Genomic DNA, 18,236 nt, shown 5'->3' with positions numbered 1-18,236 from the left:
GGACCTTCGTCTGAACCATCCCCTGTGAGGGCCCCAGACAGGACCTGTGTCCTGTGCCATTTCCGGTCCCTTGCGTGGATTGGAACGATCCACCTGCGTTACGGTTCGCGGGTGCGAGCCATCCGACGATTCACCGTCCGCCCCGTCCTTCCGGAGACCCTGAGCGCCCTCGGCGAGCTGGCGGGCAACCTCCGTTGGTCGTGGCACCCGCCGACGCAGGACCTCTTCGCCTCGGTCGACGCCGAGCTGTGGGACCGCAGCGGCCACGACCCGGTGACGATGCTCGGCACCGTGCCCGCCTCCCGGTACGAGGAGCTCGCGGCCGACCGGGCGTTCCTGACCCGGCTCGAGTCGGTCCACTCCGACCTCCGGACCTACATGACCGGCGACCGGTGGTACCAGTCGCTCGGCGGCGGTGCGCCCCGCTCGATCGCCTACTTCTCCCCGGAGTTCGGCATCACCGCCGTCCTCCCGCAGTACTCCGGCGGACTCGGCATCCTCGCCGGCGACCACCTGAAGTCGGCAAGCGACCTCGGCGTCCCGATCGTCGGCGTCGGGCTGCTCTACCGCCACGGCTACTTCCGCCAGTCGCTCTCGCGTGACGGGTGGCAGCAGGAGCGCTACCCGGTGCTCGACCCCGACGAGCTGCCGATCTCGCTCCTCCGGGGCGCGGACGGCGCCGCGGCGAAGATCAGCATCGGGATGCCCGACGGCGGCACGGCGGTCGCCCGCATCTGGGTCGCCCAGGTCGGCCGCGTCCCGCTCCTCCTCCTCGACACCGACGTGGAGGAGAACACCGGGGTGCTCCGCGACATCACCGACCGGCTCTACGGCGGCAACACCGAGCACCGGCTCCGCCAGGAGATGATGCTCGGCATCGGCGGCGTCCGGGCGATCCGCGCCTACTGCGAGATCACCGGCGCCCCGGCGCCGGAGGTCTTCCACACCAACGAGGGCCACGCCGGCTTCCTCGGCCTCGAGCGGATCCGCGAGCTCGTCGAGGACCGCGGGCTCGAGTTCGACGCCGCCGTCGAGGTGTCCCGCGCGGGCACCGTCTTCACCACGCACACGCCCGTCCCGGCCGGCATCGACCGGTTCCCCAGGGACCTCGTCGAGCAGTACTTCGGCGGCGACAACGAGAGCGCCGGCGTCCCGGTCGAGAAGGTGCTCGCGCTCGGTGCCGAGAGCTTCGACGGCGGTGACCCCGGCGTCTTCAACATGGCGGTGATGGGGCTCCGGCTCGCGCAGCGCGCCAACGGCGTCTCCCAGCTCCACGGCCAGGTCAGCCGCGGCATGTTCGGCGGGCTCTGGCCGGCCTTCGACGCCGACGAGCGGCCGATCAGCTCGATCACCAATGGCGTGCACGCGCCCACCTGGGTCGCCCGCGAGGTCTTCGAGCTCGCCCGCGAGCAGGGGATGAACACCGAGCCCGGCGCCAGCACCTCGCCGTCGCCCGCCGTCTTCGACGTCGTCGACGAGGTGCCCGGCGACAAGATCTGGTCGGTCAAGCGGCAGCTCCGCGAGCGGCTCGTGCTCGACGCCCGCCGCCGGCTCCGCGACTCCTGGATCGCGCGCGGCGCCAGCCCGGCGGAGCTGAAGTGGATCGACAAGGCGCTCGACCCCGACGTGCTCACCATCGGGTTCGCCCGCCGCGTCCCGTCGTACAAGCGGTTGACGCTGATGCTGCGCGACCCCGAGCGGCTGAAGTCGCTCCTGCTCCACCCGGAGCGGCCGATCCAGCTGATCATCGCCGGCAAGTCGCACCCCGCCGACGAGGGCGGCAAGCGGCTGATCCAGGAGATCGTCCGGTTCTCCGACGACCCGGCCGTGCGCCACCGCATCGTCTTCCTGCCGAACTACGACATCGAGATGGCGCAGCCGCTCTACCCCGGCTGCGACGTCTGGCTGAACAACCCGCTGCGCCCCTACGAGGCGTGCGGCACCTCCGGCATGAAGGCCGCGCTGAACGGCGGGCTCAACCTGTCGATCCTCGACGGCTGGTGGGACGAGTGGTTCGACGGCGACAACGGCTGGGCGATCCCTTCGGCCGACGGCGTCGAGGACCCGGACCGTCGTGACGACCTCGAGTCCGAGGCGCTCTACGACCTGATCGAGAACGAGGTCGCCGCGCGGTTCTACGACCGCGGCGACGACGGGCTCCCGGGCCGCTGGCTCGAGATGGTCCGCCACACGCTGAAGTCGCTCGGCCCCAAGGTGCTCGCCGACCGGATGGTGGGCGACTACGTCGACCAGCTCTACTGCCCGGCGGCCGAGGCTTCGCGGACCCTCAACGGCTCGTACGTCGGCGCCAAGGAGCTCGCCTCCTGGAAGAAGCGGATCGTGTCCGGCTGGCGCGACGTCCGCATCGACCACGTCGAGTCGGCCGGCGTCGGCGACATGCCCGAGGTCGGCGCGACGATGTCGGTGCACGCTTTCGTCACGCTCGGCGAGCTGTCGCCCGACGACGTCGACGTGCAGGTGCTGCACGGGCGGGTCCGTGACGAGGACACGCTCGGCGAGGTGCAGACGACGTCGCTGAAGCCGGTCGAGAGCTATGAGTCGAACCGGCACCGGTTCGACGGGAGCGTCACGCTGGCCACCACGGGCCCGTTCGGCTACACCGTCCGCGTGGTGCCCCGCAACGCGCACCTCGCGTCGGTCGCCGAGCTCGGGCTGGTGGCGCTGCCCCCTGCCTGACGCGCTCGGGCGCGGCTCAGCAGAAGGGCGCCGGCGCCGTGAACCCGCCGAGGTTCTCGTCGTCGGTGCCCATCAGCCCGGTCGAGCCGGAGCAGGTGATGCCTTCGATCTTGTGGCCGGCGTAGGTCGCGAGGGAGAGCGGCGTGCGCATCGCCAGCCTGGGCCGGCCGGAGGAGAAGGTGAGCCCGCCGACGTCGTACAGCGCGGACTCGAACGGGCCGTTGTTCCCGCGGTCGGAGGCCGACGACACGATGATCCGCCCGCCGACCACCTCGGCGTCGGAGACGTGCCGGACGCTCGCCGTCGGGTAGGGGACCCGGACGTTGGCGTTGACCACCGTCCCGAAGGTGCCCTTGCCGACGTTGAACACCGACGCGAAGAGCCGGCCCGGGGTGCTGGAGGAGCCCCGGTTGCCCCAGAGGGCGACGTTCGTGGTCCCGAACCGCACCAGGACGAACGCCTCGTTCTCGGTGCGGCCGGCCGGCAGGGTGAAGGAGCGGACGACCCGCAGCGTCGTGCCCTCGATGGCGATGATCCGGCCGGCACCCGAGCTGGTCACCACGGCGTAGCGGCCCGGCTGCCCGGGGACGTCGTCGATGGCCTCCAGATCCTGCGGCGCCGACCCCGGCCAGCTGAGCTCGCGGACCGAGCCGTTGGTGCCGAGGAGCGCGACCCGGTTCTGCCCGGACGACTTGTTGTCGCGGACCATCACCCAGCCGCCGGCCGAGTGCGGGGCGAGCCCGCTCACCCCTTGGAGGATGCCGGTCCCCACCCGGCTCCAGGAAGCCTCCGCCGCCCTGGCGCTGCCCGCCCAGGGCAGCAGCGCCAGCGCGAGCGCGGCCACGGCCGGCAGGGCACGGGACCGACGCGGCGACCGGGTCATGGCCCGCACGCTAGGGAGCACCGGTCTCCCGGGCCAGGGACGATCGTCACGCGCCCCGCAGGAGGACCAGCGACTGCGCGCGGAGCAGGAACCTGCTCCCCGCCGCCACGCGGTCGCCGACGCAGTGGCCCGGGTCGGTGGACAGCACCACCTCGCCCTCGGCGACCCAGTCGTTCGCGGGGAGCTGCACCTCGCAGTCGCCGTCCTGGGCGTTGAGCCAGAGCAGGAACGACGCGTCGCTGAGCTGCTCGCCCCGTGGCCCCGGGGAGCGGAGCGGGTTGCCCGAGAGGAACATCCCGATCAGGTGCAGCGACTCGTCGTACCAGTCGGACTCGGTCATCTCTCGGCCCTCGGGGTGGATCCACGCGAGGTCCTTCGGCCCGCCCGGGATCGTGGGGCTGCCCACGAAGTGGTGCCGCTGGCGCAGCGTCGGGTGCTCGCGGCGGAGCCGCAGGGCCTGCTTGGTGACTGCGTGGAGGTCGAGCCACGCGTCGTCGGGACGCCAGTCGACCCAGGAGACCTCGTTGTCCTGGCAGTAGGCGTTGTTGTTGCCGCGTTGCGTCCGCCCCCGCTCGTCGCCGGCGGTGATCATCGGGACGCCGCTCGAGAGGCACAGCGTGGCCATCAGGTTGGCCGCCTGCCGCCGACGGACCGCGACCACCGCCTCGTCGTCGGTCTCGCCCTCGACGCCGTGGTTCCACGACCGGTTGTTGTCGGTCCCGTCGCGGTTGTCCTCGCCGTTGGCCTCGTTGTGCTTGTGGTTGTAGGAGACCAGGTCGCGCAGGGTGAACCCGTCATGGGCGGTGACGAAGTTGAGGGAGGCGTAGGGCGAGCGGGCGTCGTCGGCGTACATGTCGGAGGAGCCGGCGAGCCGCGAGGCCATCTCGCGGCTCCCGCCCGAGCCCGCGCGCCAGAAGTCGCGGACCGCGTCGCGGTAGCGGTCGTTCCACTCCACCCACGGCGGCGGGAACGACCCCACCCGGTAGCCGTCCATGCTCGCGTCCCAAGGCTCGGCGATCAGCTTCACGTGGCGCAGCACGGGGTCCTGGCTGACCGCCGAGAGGAACGAGCTGCGCTGGGTGAACTCGAAGTCGTCGCGCGCGAGCGCGGACGCGAGGTCGAAGCGGAACCCGTCGACGTGCATCTCGGTGACCCAGTAGCGCAGCGAGTCGAGGATCAGCCGGAGCGCCCCGAGGTTCGACGAGCTGACCGTGTTGCCGCAGCCGGTCACGTCCCAGTAGGCGTCGCGCGCGCCGCTGGACCGCTTGTAGAAGCCGACGTCGTCGAGCCCGCGGAAGGAGTACGTCGGACCGGTCGGCCCGCCCTCGGCGGTGTGGTTGTAGACGACGTCGAGCAGCACCTCGATACCGGCCTCGTGGAACTGCCGGACCATCTGCTTGAACTCGGTCACCTGCTGGCCCCGGTCGCCGCTCGCGCTGTAGGGACCGTGCGGGGCGAAGAAACCGATCGAGTTGTAGCCCCAGTAGTTGCAGAGCCCCCGTGCGGTCACCTCGGGCTCGCTGAGGAAGTGGTGCACCGGCAGCAGCTCGACCGCGGTGACCCCGAGGTCCCGCAGGTAGTCGATCACCGGGGGAGACGCGAGCCCGGCGTAGGTGCCGCGGAGCTCCTCGGGGACCCGGTCGTGGAGGTGGGTGAACCCCTTGACGTGCAGCTCGTAGACGACCGTCTCGTGCCACCGCCACCCCGGGCGCCGGTCGTCGCCCCAGTCGAAGTCGTCGCGGGTCACCACGCACCGCGGGACCACCGGCGCCGAGTCCAGCTCGTTGCGGTGCGCCGGGTCGGCCGGGTCGTGGCCGAGCACCGCGGGGCTCGTCGGGTCCGCGCTTCCGGCGATCGCCTTGGCGTACGGGTCGAGCAGGAGCTTGCCGGGGTTGAACCTCAGCCCCCGGGCCGGTTCCCACGGACCGTCGGCCCGGAACCCGTAGAGCTGGCCGACCGGGACTCCCGGGACGGCGCCGTGCCAGACGCCGAGGGTGTGCTCGGTCAGCTGGTGGCGCGTCTCGTGCCCGTCCTCGTCGAAGAGGCAGACCCACATCACGGTCGCCTCGGGGGAGAAGACCGCGAAGTTCGTCGCGTCCGGCCCCCACGTCGCGCCGAGCGGTGAGTGCTCCCCGGGCCAGACGGGCGTGGTCTCGCCGAGGCGCTGCCAGCGCCATGCGTGGTGGCTCACGGTGGGTATTGTGCCGCCCGGTCGTCAGGAGCAATCCGGAGGAGTAGCCGTGAGCAGTGCAGGGACCGGTCGGAACGAGTTCGTCAGGCTCGAGGTCGAGGACGGTGTCGGCACCATCCGGCTCGACCGGCCGAAGATGAACGCGCTGAGCGTGCAGGTGCAGGAGGAGCTCCGGGTCGCCGCCCAGGAGGCGACCGAGCGCGACGACGTGCGCGCCGTCGTGCTGTACGGCGGCGAGCGGGTGTTCGCCGCCGGCGCCGACGTCAAGGAGATGGCTGACATGTCCTACCAGGACATGGTCCGCCGCTCCGGCGACCTGCAGTCCGCGTTCAACGCCGTCGCCCGGATCCCGAAGCCGGTCGTCGCCGCGGTCACCGGCTACGCCCTCGGCGGCGGCTGCGAGCTCGCGCTCTGCGCCGACGTCCGGTTCGCCGCCGAGGACGCCACGCTCGGCCAGCCCGAGATCCTGCTCGGCATCATCCCGGGGGCCGGGGGCACCCAGCGGCTCACCCGGCTCGTCGGCCCGAGCAAGGCCAAGGACCTGATCTTCACCGGCCGTTTCGTCAAGGCGGCCGAGGCGCTCGAGATCGGGCTCGTCGACCGGCTCGTGGAGCCCGGGCGGGTCTACGAGGAGGCCGTCGCCTGGGCGCGCCAGTTCTCCTCCGCCGCCGCGCTCGCGCTGCGCGCCGCCAAGGAGAGCGTCGACCGCGGACTCGAGGTCGACCTCGAGACCGGGCTCGAGATCGAGCGGCTCCAGTTCGCCGGGCTCTTCGCCACCGCGGACCGCACGACCGGGATGCGCTCGTTCGTCGAGAACGGCCCCGGCAAGGCGGTCTTCGAGGGGCGCTGACCGGCAACCGTCGCTCGCCCGCTGCCTCGTTCGCCTCGGTTCGGCTACGGTGGCCCACCGGGTGTAACCGAGAGTCACCGGACGAGGGGCGAGACGATGGCGGAGGCGAAACCGGACGACCACGGAGCCACGGGCTCCGCCCAGGGGGCGACCGAGCCTGACCCCGGCAGCGGGGCGTCGGGGAGGCCGCCGGAGAAGCCCGCGAAGCAGGCGGCGAAGCAGGAGAGGTCCGCGAAGCAGGGGAAGCCGGCGAGGTCGGCGAAGCAGTCGTTCGACACCGTCCGCAGCGCTGTCGCGACCGTCGTCTGGGTCGTCGCCGTCCTGGCGGCCCTGGTGCTCGCGGCCGGTGCCCTCGTCGTGGCGCTGGACTTCAACGCCCGCAACGGCGTGGTGGAGTTCCTCACCGAGACCGCCGACCGGATCAACCTGCTCGGCGAGCTGAAGACCTTCGAGCCCGAGGGTCGCTCGCGCGACGCCGTGCAGGACGCGCGCACCAAGGAAGTGCTGGTCAACTGGGGGATCTGCGCGGTCGCCTACCTGGTCGGCGGCAAGATCCTCGACAAGCTGATCCGCCCCTGACGAGGGGCTCCGCGGAGCCGCGACAACCCCTCCCTGCCGTGACGAACGCAACCTCGGGACCGGGTGTCCGGTCCGGGACTCGCAGGTAACCTTCCGGTCAACCCGAGTGCACAGGAGGGGCCCCTCTGCGGGCCGACACTGCCATGAACATTGTCGTGTGTGTGAAGTACGTGCCGGACGCGACCGGTGACCGCAAGTTCGAGTCGGACAACACGGTGGACCGTGAGGGTGTGGACGGGCTGTTGTCGGAGCTGGACGAGTACGCGGTGGAGCAGTCGCTGCAGCTGAAGGAGAAGCTGGGCAGTGACGGCGGGGACTCCGAGGTCACGGTGCTGACGATCGGCCCGGCCGGTGCGGTGGACGCGATCCGCAAGGCGCTGCAGATGGGTGCCGACAAGGGTGTGCACGTGCAGGACGACGCGATCGCGGGTTCGGACGCGTTCGCGACCTCGCTGGTGCTGGCCGAGGCGGTCAAGAAGCTTCCCCACGACCTGGTCGTGTGCGGGATGGCCTCGACCGACGGCGGGATGGGTGTGGTGCCGGCGATGCTCTCGGAGCGGCTCGGGCTGCCCGGTGCGACGCTGGGCTCCTCGATCGAGCTGGACGGGCAGACGCTGAAGATCCGCCGTGACGGCGACACCGCGACGGTCACGGTCGAGGCCACGTTGCCGGCGGTGCTGTCGGTGACCGACCAGTCCGGTGAGGCCCGGTACCCCTCGTTCAAGGGGATCATGGCGGCGAAGAAGAAGCCGGTGGAGACCTGGTCGCTGGCCGACCTCGGCGTGGACGCGGGGCAGGTGGGGCTGGAGGCGTCGTACACCGCGGTGGAGGAGACCCAGGCCCGGCCGCCGCGTACCGCGGGGGAGATCGTGAAGGACGAGGACGGTTCGGGCGCCAAGGCGCTGGTGGACTTCCTGGTCTCGAAGAAGTTCGTCTGAGCCCGCCGACCCGGCCATCTTCAACAGCAGAGGAAACTGATCATGAGCGAGGTCCTGGTCCTCGTCGACCACGTCGGCGGCACCGTGCGCAAGACCACCAACGAGATGCTGACCCTGGCGCGCCGCCTCGGTGAGCCGTCGGCGGTGTTCATCGGCGACCTGTCCGAGGACGCCAAGGCGGCGCTGAGCAGGTTCGGTGCGGAGAAGATCTACACGATCGACCCGCGTCCGCTGGGCCCCTACCTGGTGACCCCGAAGGCCGAGGTGCTGGCCACCCTGGTCGAGCAGGCTTCGCCGGCGGCGGTGCTGCTGTCCTCCTCCGCGGAGGGCAAGGAGATCGCGGCGCGGCTGGCGATCAAGACCGACTCCGGGGTGATCACCGACGCCGTGGACGTCGCTGCTGGTGACGGGGGTCCGGTGGCGACCCAGTCGGTGTTCGCGGGCAACTTCACGGTGACCTCGAAGGTCACCAAGGGCACCCCGATCATCGCGGTCAAGCCGAACTCCGCCCAGCCCGAGCAGGTCGACGGCGCCGGTGCGGTGCAGGCGGTGGAGGTCGCGACCTCCGAGGCGGGCAAGGGTGCGAAGCTGACCGGGGTGGAGCCGAAGAAGGCCTCGGGTCGCCCCGAGCTGACCGAGGCCGCGATCGTGGTCTCCGGTGGTCGTGGCACCGGCGGGAACTTCGAGCCGGTCGAGCAGCTCGCCGACGCCCTCGGTGCTGCGGTGGGTGCCTCGCGCGCTGCGGTGGACTCGGGGTGGTACCCGCACTCGTTCCAGGTCGGCCAGACCGGCAAGGTCGTCTCGCCGCAGCTCTACATGGCCAACGGCATCTCCGGCGCGATCCAGCACCGGGCCGGCATGCAGACCTCCAAGACGATCGTCGCGGTCAACAAGGACGAGGAGGCGCCGATCTTCGAGCTCGTCGACTTCGGCGTCGTCGGCGACCTGCACACCGTCCTGCCCGCCGTCACCGAGCAGGTCAACCAGCGCAAGGGCTGAGCCCCAGGCTCGACCCCTCCCAGCGACGCCGCAGCCACCTGTCGTGGCTGGCGACGACGACGGTGCCCGGTGAGCGCCCCAGCGCCTCCTCGAGCTCCTCGGCGAGCGCCAGCGACAGGTGGTTGGTCGGTTCGTCGAGGAGCACCAGGTCGGGACGGCGTGCGACCAGCACGGCGAGCGCGAGCCGCCGCTGCTGCCCGGTGCTGAGCTCGCCCACGGGACGCCCCACGTCCCGCGGGTGCACCAGCCCGAGCGACTCCAACCGCGGGACGGCCGGGTCCTCGCTGCCGTCGCCGACCGCCGCGGAGTAGACGACGGCGGCGCTCCGTTCGGGGCGTGAGAACCGGACGTCCTGCGGGAGGTAGCCGGTGCGCCGGGCGGTGACGTGCACCTCGCCGGCCGCCGGGGCGAGCCGCCCGGCGAGCACCCTGAGCAACGTCGACTTGCCAGAGCCGTTCGCGCCCGTGACCAGCAGCCGCTCGCCCGCGGCCACGTCGAGCCGGTCGAGGTGGAGCCGCCCGGGCACGTCGAGGTCACGCACCTGCACCGCCGCGCCGGAGCCGGTGGCCAACGTGCCGGTGAAGGTCAACGGGGCCGGGGGCTTGGGCACCTGGTCACGCTGGAGGACCGCGAGCCGGCGCTCTGCGTCACGGACCCGCCGCGCCACCGTGCGCTGCACGTTGGCGCCCTTGAAGTGGTGGATGAACTTGTCGTTGTCGCGCGGCCCGCGCCCCGGTGCGACCCGGCGGGCGGTCGTCGCGGCGGCCTCCCGCACCCGCTCGATCTCCTCCTGCTGCTCGGCGTAGCTCTGCTCCCACCGGCGCCGCTCGCGCTCGCGTTCGGCGAGGAACGCGCTCCACCCGCCGCCGCGGAGCCGGCCGCCACGCCCGTCGGCACCGAAGTGCGTCGGGTCGAGGTCGAGCACCGCGTCGGCGACCCGGTCGAGGAGCACCCGGTCGTGGCTGGCGACCACGACCACGCCCGGCAGCTGCCGGACCACCTCCTCGACGTACTCCACCGCGGCGTCGTCGAGGTGGTTCGTCGGCTCGTCGAGCAGCAGGCAGTCGGGGCGGCGGGTCAGCAGGGCGGCGAGGGCGAGCCGGGCCCGCTCCCCGCCGGAGAGCGCGGCCACCGGCCGGCCCCGGTCGACCCGGGCCAGGCCGAGCCGCGAGGCCGCCTCCTCCGCCCGCCGGTCGGCGTCCCAAGCGTCGTGGAGCACCGCCCAGTCGAGGAGCCCGGCGTACTCGTGGTCGGCCCCTGCGTCACCGAGCCGGTCGGCGAGCTCCTCGAGCCGGGCCACGGCGGCGTGCTGCGCGGCGAGCGCGTCGTCGAGCACGTCGCCCACCGTGGTGCCGGGCGGGACGACGAGCTCCTGACCGAGGTGGCCGACGTCAGCGGGGCGGCTGACCGTCCCGCCGTCGGGCTGCTCGAGCCCGGCGAGGAGCCGGAGCAGCGTCGACTTGCCCGTGCCGTTCTCCCCGACGACGGCGAGCACCGTCCCCGGCGAGGCGGTGACGTCGACGCAGTCGAGCACGGTGCGGCCGGCGTACGAACGGGTCAGTCCGGTGGCGACCAGCGACCGCGGCCCGGTCCGGAAGACGGGCAGGACGGGGAGGGAGGAAGACATGGTGGTGCTCCGCGGGTGGGCCCCGGTGGGGGAGGCGGACCTGCCGGGCACGAGGCCTCGGGCGCAGGTCGGACGCGGTCACATCTCCATGGCGCACCCAGTGTGCGGGACGCGGATCTCGCGCTCAACCCGTTTTGTGCGGCGGAGTGTCAGCCCCCGGCACGCTCCGGGGGCTCGGGTTACGCTCCCCGGGTGCGCAGCCCGAGGAAGTCCGGGTGGGCCGACGTCGCGAGGCGGCTCGGGTTCACCGTCGACCGCATCCAGCCGGGGAGCTACGTCGTCCAGCGCGGCCGTGACCGACTCAGGAGAGTGACCGTCGGTGACGGCCGACGGACCGTCAACCTGCTGGTGCACCCCAAGGCGACCCGACGCGGCTGGGCGCCGGTGCAGAAGCAGCTGTGGGAGTTCTTCTCCGCCGAGCAGGTGACGTGGCTGCTGCAGAGCTCCGGGATCAACCTCGTGCTCGACGTGGGTGCGAACCACGGGCAGTTCGCCCGCCGGCTGCGGAACGCGGGGTACCGCGGTCGGATCGCCTCCTTCGAGCCGGGCTCCCGCCACTTCGCGAGGCTCGCCGAGGCCGCCGAGGGCGACCCGCTGTGGAGCGTCCACCACTGCGCGCTCGGCGCCGAGGAGGGCGAGGCCGAGCTCCACCTCACCGACGGCCCGCTCAGCTCCCTGCAGGAGGCGAGCGAGTTCGGCAAGCAGTGGTCGAGCAAGATCGCCGCCGCCACCACCGAGACCGTGCAGGTGCGCACCCTCGGCTCGATGCTCGACGAGCTGGCCGACGGGCTGGACCCGGTCCGCGCCTTCCTGAAGATGGACACCCAGGGGTTCGACCACCACGTCTTCGCCGGTGCGGGCAAGATCCTCGACCGCGTCGTCGCGTTGCAGAGCGAGCTCTCCAGCCTCCCGTTGTACGACGGGGCGCCGCTCCTCACCGACCAGCTGCGGGTCTACGAGGAGGCCGGCTTCGAGACGATCGGGATCTACCCGGTGGCCCGTGACGGCAAGACGCTCCGGGTCATCGAGTTCGACCTGGTGATGGTCCGGTCCCAGGAGCTCGGCATCCGGGAGTAGCCGCCCACCGCCACGCCGTACGCTTGAGGGGATGAGCGACCACCCGACCGTCTACCTCGACCACGCCGCGACCACGCCGATGGTCGACGTCGCGTTCGAGGCGCTCACCGCGAGGCTGCGGGTGGTCGGCAACGCGAGCTCCCTGCACGGCTCCGGGCGTGACGCCCGGCGGGTGGTCGAGGAGTCGCGCGAGCGCATCGCCCGGGCGCTCGGCGCCCGCCCCGGCGAGGTGGTGCTCACCTCCGGCGGGACCGAGGCCGACAACCTCGCGGTCAAGGGGCTCTTCTGGTGCCGCCGCGACCAGGACCCCGGCCGGGTCCGGATCCTCGCGTCCGCCGTCGAGCACCACGCGGTGCTCGACGCGCTCGAGTGGCTCGCCGAGCGGGAGGGCGCGAAGGTCGAGCTCATCGGGGTGGACGCCCGCGGCCGGCTCGACGTCGACGAGCTGCGCGCCCGCATCGAGGCCGACCCCGGGTCGGTCGCGCTCGTCTCGGTGATGTGGGCCAACAACGAGGTCGGCACGGTGCAGCCGGTCGACGAGGTCGTTGCGATCGCCTCCGCCCACGGCATCCCGGTGCACTCCGACGCCGTGCAGGCGGTCGGCGCGGTGCCCGTCGACTTCGGGGCCAGCGGGCTCGACGCCCTCAGCCTGACCGCCCACAAGCTCGGCGGGCCGTACGGCGTCGGCGCGCTCGTCGTCCGCCGCGACCTCGCCCTCGTCCCGCTGCTCCACGGGGGCGGTCAGGAGCGGCAGGTCCGGTCCGGCACCCTCGACGTCCCGGCGGTCGCGGCGTTCGCGGCCGCGGTCGAGCACGCGGTGAAGGAGCAGGCGGACCACGCCGCCCGGCTCTCGGAGCTCCGGGACGACCTCGTGACCCGGGTCCTCGAGCTGGTCCCCGACGCCCGGGTCAACGGCGACCCTGAACGCAGGCTGCCGGGCTACGCCCACCTGAGCTTCCCCGGCTGCGAGGGCGACTCGTTGCTGATGCTGCTCGACCACCAGGGCATCGAGTGCTCGACCGGGTCGGCGTGCTCGGCCGGCGTGCCCCAGCCGAGCCACGTCCTGCTCGCGATGGGGCGCGACGAGGCCGAGGCACGCAGCAGCCTCCGGTTCACCTTGGGGCGCACCACGGACCCCTCCGACATCGACGCCCTGGTCACCGCGATCGGCCCGGCCGTCGAGCGGGCGAGGGCGGCGAACCGGTGAGCCGGCAGCGGGTCGTCGTCGCGATGTCCGGCGGCGTGGACTCCGCCGTGGCCGCCGCCCGGGCGGTCGACGCCGGCCACGACGTCACCGGGGTGCACCTGGCGCTCTCACGCAACCCCGGCACCTACCGCAGCGGCTCGCGCGGCTGCTGCACGATCGAGGACGCCAACGACGCGCGGCGCGCAGCCGACGTGCTCGGGATCCCCTTCTACGTCTGGGACCTGAGCGCGCGGTTCCACGACGACGTCGTCGAGGACTTCAAGGGGGAGTACCTCGCCGGCCGCACCCCCAACCCGTGCCTGCGCTGCAACGAGAAGATCAAGTTCGCCGCGATGCTCGACCGCGCGCTCGGCCTCGGGTTCGACGCCCTCGCGACCGGCCACTACGCGACCCTGCGCGAGGCTCCCGACGGCTCGGTCGAGCTGCACCGGGCGGTCGACCACGGCAAGGACCAGTCCTACGTCCTCGGGGTCCTCACCCAGGAGCAGCTGCGCCACGCGCTGTTCCCGCTCGGTGACACCCCGAAGCCGGAGGTGCGCCGCGAGGCCGCGGAGCGGGGGCTGCTGGTCGCGGACAAGCCCGACAGCCACGACATCTGCTTCGTCGCCGACGGCGACACCGGTGGCTGGCTCAAGGACAAGCTGGGGGCCGGGTCCGGCACGTTCGTCGACCACGCCAGCGGTGAGGTGCTCGGCACCCACGACGGCTCGTTCGCCTTCACCGTCGGCCAGCGCAGGGGGCTGCGGATCGACCGGCCCGCGCCCGACGGCCGCCCCCGCTACGTGCTCTCCATCGAGCCGGTGTCGCAGACGGTCACCGTCGGTCCGCGGGAGGAGCTCACCGTCGACCGGCTCGAGGGGATCCGCCCTCGGTGGTGCGGCAACGCGCCGGAGGAGCCGCTCGAGGGGACGGTGCAGCTGCGGGCGCACGGCGAGGAGCACCGCGCCCGGGTCAGCGTGGTGGGGGAGCAGGTCACCGTCGAGCTCCACGACCCCGCGCGAGGCATCGCGCCCGGCCAGTCGGCGGTGGTCTACGACGGCACGCGGGTGGTCGGCTCCTGCACGATCGCGTCGACCGCGCGGGTCTGCGTCGGGTCGACGGCGCCGTGACGCTCGCCAGTGGCGTCGGGTCGCACCCGGGTGACGACCAGCACGCCTTCGACGAGGCGCTGCGCACCGTGCTCGGCGAGCTGCCCGACCTCCCCTACCTCCCCGAGGTCCCGGGACGCGGCGCCGCGGCCACGATGACCGGCCGAACCGTGGCGCTGCTCAGCGGGTTGACCGTCGACCTGCAGCCGGCCGGGTGGCGGCTGACGTCGTCGAGCACCCCGGGGCTCGACCAGCGCCGGGCCGCGTCGCTGCTGGGCCAGGACCTCGACGCGCTCGAGGAGCAGACCCAGGGTTACGCCGGCCTCCTCAAGGTCCAGGTCACCGGCCCGTGGACGCTGGCCGCCACCGTCGAGCGGCCCCGCGGCGACCGGGTCCTCGCCGACCACGGTGCCCGGCGCGAGCTGGCCGAGTCGCTCGCCGAGGGGGTGGCCGACCACGTGGCCGAGCTCCGCCGGCGGGTCCCCGGCGCCACCCTCGTCGTCCAGCTCGACGAGCCGGCGCTCCCTGCCGTCCTCGCCGGCAAGGTCCCGACCGCCTCCGGCTTCGGCCGGCACCGTTCGGTCGACGCCCAGGGTGCGGCCCCGGCGCTCGAGGCGGTGCTCGGCGCGGTGCGCGAGGCGGGCGCCGACCCGCTGGTGCACTGCTGCGCGCCCGACGTCCCCTTCGACCTGCTGGAGAAGGTGGGCGCGCCCGGGGTGGGCGTCGACCTCGGGCTCCTCGACGCGAGCGGCCACGACGGTGTGGCCGCGGCGCTCGAGGCCGGCCGGCGCGTCTGGCTCGGCGTGGTGCCGACCACCACGCCCGCGTCGACCCCGCCCGCCGGGGCCGTCGTCGGCCAGGTGGAGCGGTTCCTCGAGCTGGTGGGGCTCGAGCCCACCGCGGAGCTCGTCCTCACACCGGCGTGCGGGTTGGCCGGCGCCGACGCGGCGTGGGCGCGCAGGGCGCTCGAGCTGTGCCGCACCGCCGCCGCCGACCTGACGGGCTGACGCGTCGATCTGCGAGATCGTCGTCCGCGGCCCGCCGGGACGACGATCCCGCAGATCGGCTCAGTGCGCCGCCGGGGCGGGTGCCGCCGCCGGGGCTCCCGGGCCACCGACCGCGAGGTCCTGGTGGCGGAGCCGGTTGAAGAGCAGCGCGATCACCCCGCCCGCCAGCAGCATCGCCGAGCACCACAGGAACCCGACGTTCGCGCCGTGGGTGAACGCGACCGCCCCGAAGGCGGGGTCGGCGCAGCTGCCGCCGGCGGTGACGGCCTCCCGGCACAGCTCCTCGCCCTTCGACGTCGCCGCGTTGAGCGCGATGGTGCTGAGGGTCGCCAGCCCGAGCGCGCCGCCGACCTGCTGCATCGTGTTGAGCACCCCGGAGGCGATGCCGGAGTCGGCGGGCGCGACCCCGTGGACGACCGACATCGTCATCGGGATGAACACCAGCGACATCCCGATCGGCATCAGCACGATGTAGGGGAACACGTCGGTCCAGTAGCTGATCTCCACCGCGACCTGGCCGGCCCGGTCGTCGTACGGGAGCCGGCTGAAGCCGAAGACCGCGACCGCGGCGATCGTCGCGCCGAGCGCCGAGAGGCGGCCGGGGTCGACCCGCTGGACGAGCCGGGAGACCACCATCGCGGCGGAGATGATCACGATGCTGAACGGCAGGAACATCAGCCCCGTGCGCATCGGCGTCTCGCCGAGGACGTTCTGCAGGACGAGCGTGAGGAAGAAGAACATCGTGAACATGGCGGCCGGGATCAGGGCCATCACGGCGTAGCTGGCCATCCGGTCCCGGCTCGCGAGGATCCGTCCGGGGAGCATCGGCGCGCGGACGCCGCGCTCGACCAGGGCGAACACGACGAGCAGCGCGACCCCGGTGACCAGCGAGACGACCGTCCACCGCTCGCCCCAGCCGTGCGACTCGTCACCGGCCCGGGTGATCCCGTAGACGAGGGCGAGCAGGCCGCTGGTCGCGGTGAGTGCGCCGGGGACGTCGAGCCGGCCGGCGTGGGTGTCGCTCTCGGCGAGGAGCCGCGGGGCCGCGAGGGCGCCGGCGATGCCGATGGGCACGTTGATCAGGAACGTCAGCCGCCAGCCGGCGACGTCGATGCCGAACCACGTGGGGTCGAGGCCGGTGAGCCAGCCGCCGAGCAGCAGCCCGACGGCCGCGCCGAGGCCGGACATCATCCCGTAGACGGCGAACGCCCTGCTCCGCCTGGGTCCCGGCTCGAACGTCGTGGTGATCAGCGCGAGCGCGTTGGGAGAGGCGAACGCGGCGCCGAGCCCTTGCGCGGCCCGGGAGCCGAGCAGCATCGCCTCGTTCTGTGCGAAGCCGCCGACGAGCGAGGCCACCGCGAAGAGCACGAGCCCGAACGTGAAGGCGCGGCGCCGCCCGAACAGGTCGCCGCAGCGCCCGCCGAGCAGGAGGAAGCCGCCGAAGGTGAGGGCGTACGCCGTGATCACCCACGTCAGGGCATGGTCGGAGACCTCGAGGTCGGCCTGGATGTAGGGCAGCGCGATGTTGGCGATCGTCGCGTCGAGGATCACCATCAGCTGCGCCACGCAGATCAGGGCCAGTGCCCAGCCGGCGTGGCGGGCGCGTGGTGCGGCGGTGGGGACGTCGGTGGCGGTCACGAGGACTCCTGGGGCTGGCGGGGGCCGCTGGTCGCGGCCGGGAGGATGATCTGGTCGACGACCCGCTCGATGAGGTCGGAGGTGACCGGGTCCCCGAGCACGAACGCGCGGTGCAGGAGGATCCCGACCAGGGCGGGGCCGAGGAGGGTGGGGTCGACGCCGGGGGCGAGCTCGCCCCGGGCTTCGGCGCGGCGGAACACGTCGACGACGCCGGCCCGCCGCGGGTCGATGTGCTTCTCCCGGAAGGTCGTGGCGAACTCCGGGTCGGTCTGGAGGGCGGTGAGCACGCTGCCCAGCACCCGCATGCCCTGCTGGTCGCGCAACCCGGTGGGGCTGCAGAAGACCGCCAGCAGGTCACCGCGCAGGGTGCCGGTGTCGGGCGGGTCCTGGGGGACCACCTGCTTGCGGCGGATCACCGCGTCGACGACGAGGGCCTGCTTGGAGCTCCACCGGCGGTAGAGGGTCGCCTTCGACGCCCGTGCCCGCTGGGCGACGCCGTCCATCGTGAGCCGGTCGTAGCCGACCTCGAGGAGCTCCTCGACGCAGGCCTCGAGGATCTCGCCCTCGCGGTCCCCGGCGACGCGGGGGCGGGGGGACGGGGTCATGGGCGCTCCTGGCGGGCTCGGATAGAACGGAACGGTTTCGTTCCATCGAGAAGGTACGCCCGCGCCTGCCGGATGACCACCCCTTTTCCCGGTGGACCAGCCAACCCGTCAGAGTGTCGAACCGCCCCTCGTGGCGCGCCTCCTGAGTGTTGAACCGCCCCTCGTGGCGCGCGTTCAGCCGCCCTTCGTGGCGCGCACCGGGTCCATGAGCTCGAGCGTCCGCTCCCGGGCCTGCTCGTTCCACCGGCCGATCCCGCGGAGCATCGGGTGGTCCAGCGGACCCATGTCGACCAGCTCTGCCGACGCGGCCACGGTGGCGGCCCGGCGTACGAACGCGGCGGTGGCGGCGTACGACGTGATCCGGTCGCCGCGGCCGTGCACCGCCACCAGGTGCTTGCCGCGCAACGGCTCGACCGGCTCGTCGGGCGGGAACCACGGGGCGAGCCCGACGACCCCGCGCACCAGGTCGTCGTCGGCGACGGTCGCCGCCGTGCGGGCGCCCATCGAGTGGCCGAGGAGCGCGACGGGCAGCTCCCCGTGCTCGCGGCGGACCCGGTCGAGTGCCCACCGCGCGTCGGGGACCGGGGAGGGGAGCTCCGCCTGGCCGTGGTTCCAGCCGGTGATCCGGTAGCGGAGCAGCCAGACCTCGAGGCCGGCGGCGTGGAACGGACGGCGGAGCTGCCGCATCATCAGCAACGACCGGAGCCACGGCCGGCTTCGGTTGCCGACGGGTGCGAGGTTCGCCTCCGCACCGCCGTGGAGCATCAGGACGAGCCCTCGCGGGTCACGGAGCCGGCTGCGGGTCAGGTGCGGGTCGCTCACCAGGAGATCCTGCCCGACGCCCGGTCGG

The 18,236-nt window shown here is 73.0% G+C and carries 15 protein-coding genes; 9 read left to right on the top strand and 6 right to left on the bottom strand.

Annotated features, from left to right (window positions below; all coding sequences use genetic code 11):
* Positions 1–111: 111 nt before the first annotated feature.
* Positions 112–2,697 (top strand): alpha-glucan family phosphorylase, encoded by a 2,586-nt coding sequence (glgP, locus tag FIP57_RS16515; RefSeq protein WP_148574604.1) that lies wholly within the window; start codon positions 112–114, stop codon positions 2,695–2,697.
* 16 nt (positions 2,698–2,713) lie between these two features.
* On the opposite strand, the gene FIP57_RS16510 is transcribed toward glgP, so the two are convergent.
* Positions 2,714–3,580 carry a hypothetical protein gene (locus FIP57_RS16510; protein ID WP_148574603.1) on the bottom strand — a complete coding sequence of 289 codons (867 nt, stop codon included), beginning with the start codon at positions 3,578–3,580 and terminating at the stop codon, positions 2,714–2,716.
* A gap of 46 nt (positions 3,581–3,626) precedes the next feature.
* Entirely contained in the window at positions 3,627–5,771 is a 2,145-nt protein-coding gene (gene glgX, locus FIP57_RS16505) for a glycogen debranching protein GlgX (protein ID WP_148574602.1), read from the bottom strand.
* A 49-nt stretch (positions 5,772–5,820) separates the two neighbouring features.
* On the opposite strand from glgX, the gene FIP57_RS16500 reads away from it, so the two are divergent.
* From FIP57_RS16500 to FIP57_RS16485, 4 genes are all read left to right on the top strand, one after another.
* Complete coding sequence (locus FIP57_RS16500) at positions 5,821–6,621, top strand: enoyl-CoA hydratase/isomerase family protein (RefSeq protein ID WP_238993525.1); 801 nt, start codon at positions 5,821–5,823, stop codon at positions 6,619–6,621.
* Between the two features lie 96 nt (positions 6,622–6,717).
* The gene (locus FIP57_RS16495; protein ID WP_148574601.1) at positions 6,718–7,200 is read left to right on the top strand and encodes a hypothetical protein; all 483 of its coding nucleotides are present in this window, start codon (positions 6,718–6,720) and stop codon (positions 7,198–7,200) included.
* 143 nt (positions 7,201–7,343) lie between these two features.
* Positions 7,344–8,138: an electron transfer flavoprotein subunit beta/FixA family protein gene (locus FIP57_RS16490; protein WP_148574600.1), complete on the top strand. Its 795-nt coding sequence runs from the start codon at positions 7,344–7,346 to the stop codon at positions 8,136–8,138.
* A 42-nt stretch (positions 8,139–8,180) separates the two neighbouring features.
* Entirely contained in the window at positions 8,181–9,137 is a 957-nt protein-coding gene (locus FIP57_RS16485; protein ID WP_148574599.1) for an electron transfer flavoprotein subunit alpha/FixB family protein, read from the top strand.
* Here FIP57_RS16485 and FIP57_RS16480 read toward each other — a convergent pair.
* Positions 9,118–10,764 (bottom strand): ABC-F family ATP-binding cassette domain-containing protein, encoded by a 1,647-nt coding sequence (locus tag FIP57_RS16480; protein ID WP_148574598.1) that lies wholly within the window; start codon positions 10,762–10,764, stop codon positions 9,118–9,120. The genes FIP57_RS16485 and FIP57_RS16480 overlap by 20 nt on opposite strands.
* A gap of 192 nt (positions 10,765–10,956) precedes the next feature.
* On the opposite strand from FIP57_RS16480, the gene FIP57_RS16475 reads away from it, so the two are divergent.
* The 4 genes from FIP57_RS16475 to FIP57_RS16460 are packed head-to-tail and all read left to right on the top strand — an operon-like array spanning position 10,957 to position 15,143.
* Positions 10,957–11,841: an FkbM family methyltransferase gene (locus FIP57_RS16475; protein WP_162529836.1), complete on the top strand. Its 885-nt coding sequence runs from the start codon at positions 10,957–10,959 to the stop codon at positions 11,839–11,841.
* A 31-nt stretch (positions 11,842–11,872) separates the two neighbouring features.
* Positions 11,873–13,048 (top strand): cysteine desulfurase family protein, encoded by a 1,176-nt coding sequence (locus FIP57_RS16470; RefSeq protein ID WP_148574596.1) that lies wholly within the window; start codon positions 11,873–11,875, stop codon positions 13,046–13,048.
* Positions 13,045–14,157 carry a tRNA 2-thiouridine(34) synthase MnmA gene (gene mnmA, locus FIP57_RS16465; protein WP_275266170.1) on the top strand — a complete coding sequence of 371 codons (1,113 nt, stop codon included), beginning with the start codon at positions 13,045–13,047 and terminating at the stop codon, positions 14,155–14,157. The genes FIP57_RS16470 and mnmA overlap by 4 nt, the downstream gene beginning before the upstream one ends.
* Positions 14,154–15,143 carry a methionine synthase gene (locus tag FIP57_RS16460; RefSeq protein WP_148574595.1) on the top strand — a complete coding sequence of 330 codons (990 nt, stop codon included), beginning with the start codon at positions 14,154–14,156 and terminating at the stop codon, positions 15,141–15,143. Before mnmA ends, FIP57_RS16460 begins: the two co-directional genes overlap by 4 nt.
* Before the next feature lie 60 nt (positions 15,144–15,203).
* Here FIP57_RS16460 and FIP57_RS16455 read toward each other — a convergent pair whose 3' ends face one another.
* The 3 genes from FIP57_RS16455 to FIP57_RS16445 form a co-directional block, all read right to left on the bottom strand.
* The gene (locus tag FIP57_RS16455) at positions 15,204–16,781 is read right to left on the bottom strand and encodes an MFS transporter (RefSeq protein WP_238993524.1); all 1,578 of its coding nucleotides are present in this window, start codon (positions 16,779–16,781) and stop codon (positions 15,204–15,206) included.
* Positions 16,778–17,386 (bottom strand): TetR/AcrR family transcriptional regulator, encoded by a 609-nt coding sequence (locus FIP57_RS16450; protein ID WP_148574594.1) that lies wholly within the window; start codon positions 17,384–17,386, stop codon positions 16,778–16,780. Before FIP57_RS16450 ends, FIP57_RS16455 begins: the two co-directional genes overlap by 4 nt.
* Positions 17,387–17,560: 174 nt before the next feature.
* Positions 17,561–18,208 carry an alpha/beta hydrolase gene (locus tag FIP57_RS16445; protein ID WP_238993523.1) on the bottom strand — a complete coding sequence of 216 codons (648 nt, stop codon included), beginning with the start codon at positions 18,206–18,208 and terminating at the stop codon, positions 17,561–17,563.
* Positions 18,209–18,236: the final 28 nt, after the last annotated feature.

This window comes from Nocardioides caldifontis, assembly GCF_008087345.1.
Classification (GTDB): domain Bacteria; phylum Actinomycetota; class Actinomycetes; order Propionibacteriales; family Nocardioidaceae; genus Marmoricola_A; species Marmoricola_A caldifontis.
This window is presented reverse-complemented; position numbering and strand designations above follow the sequence as displayed.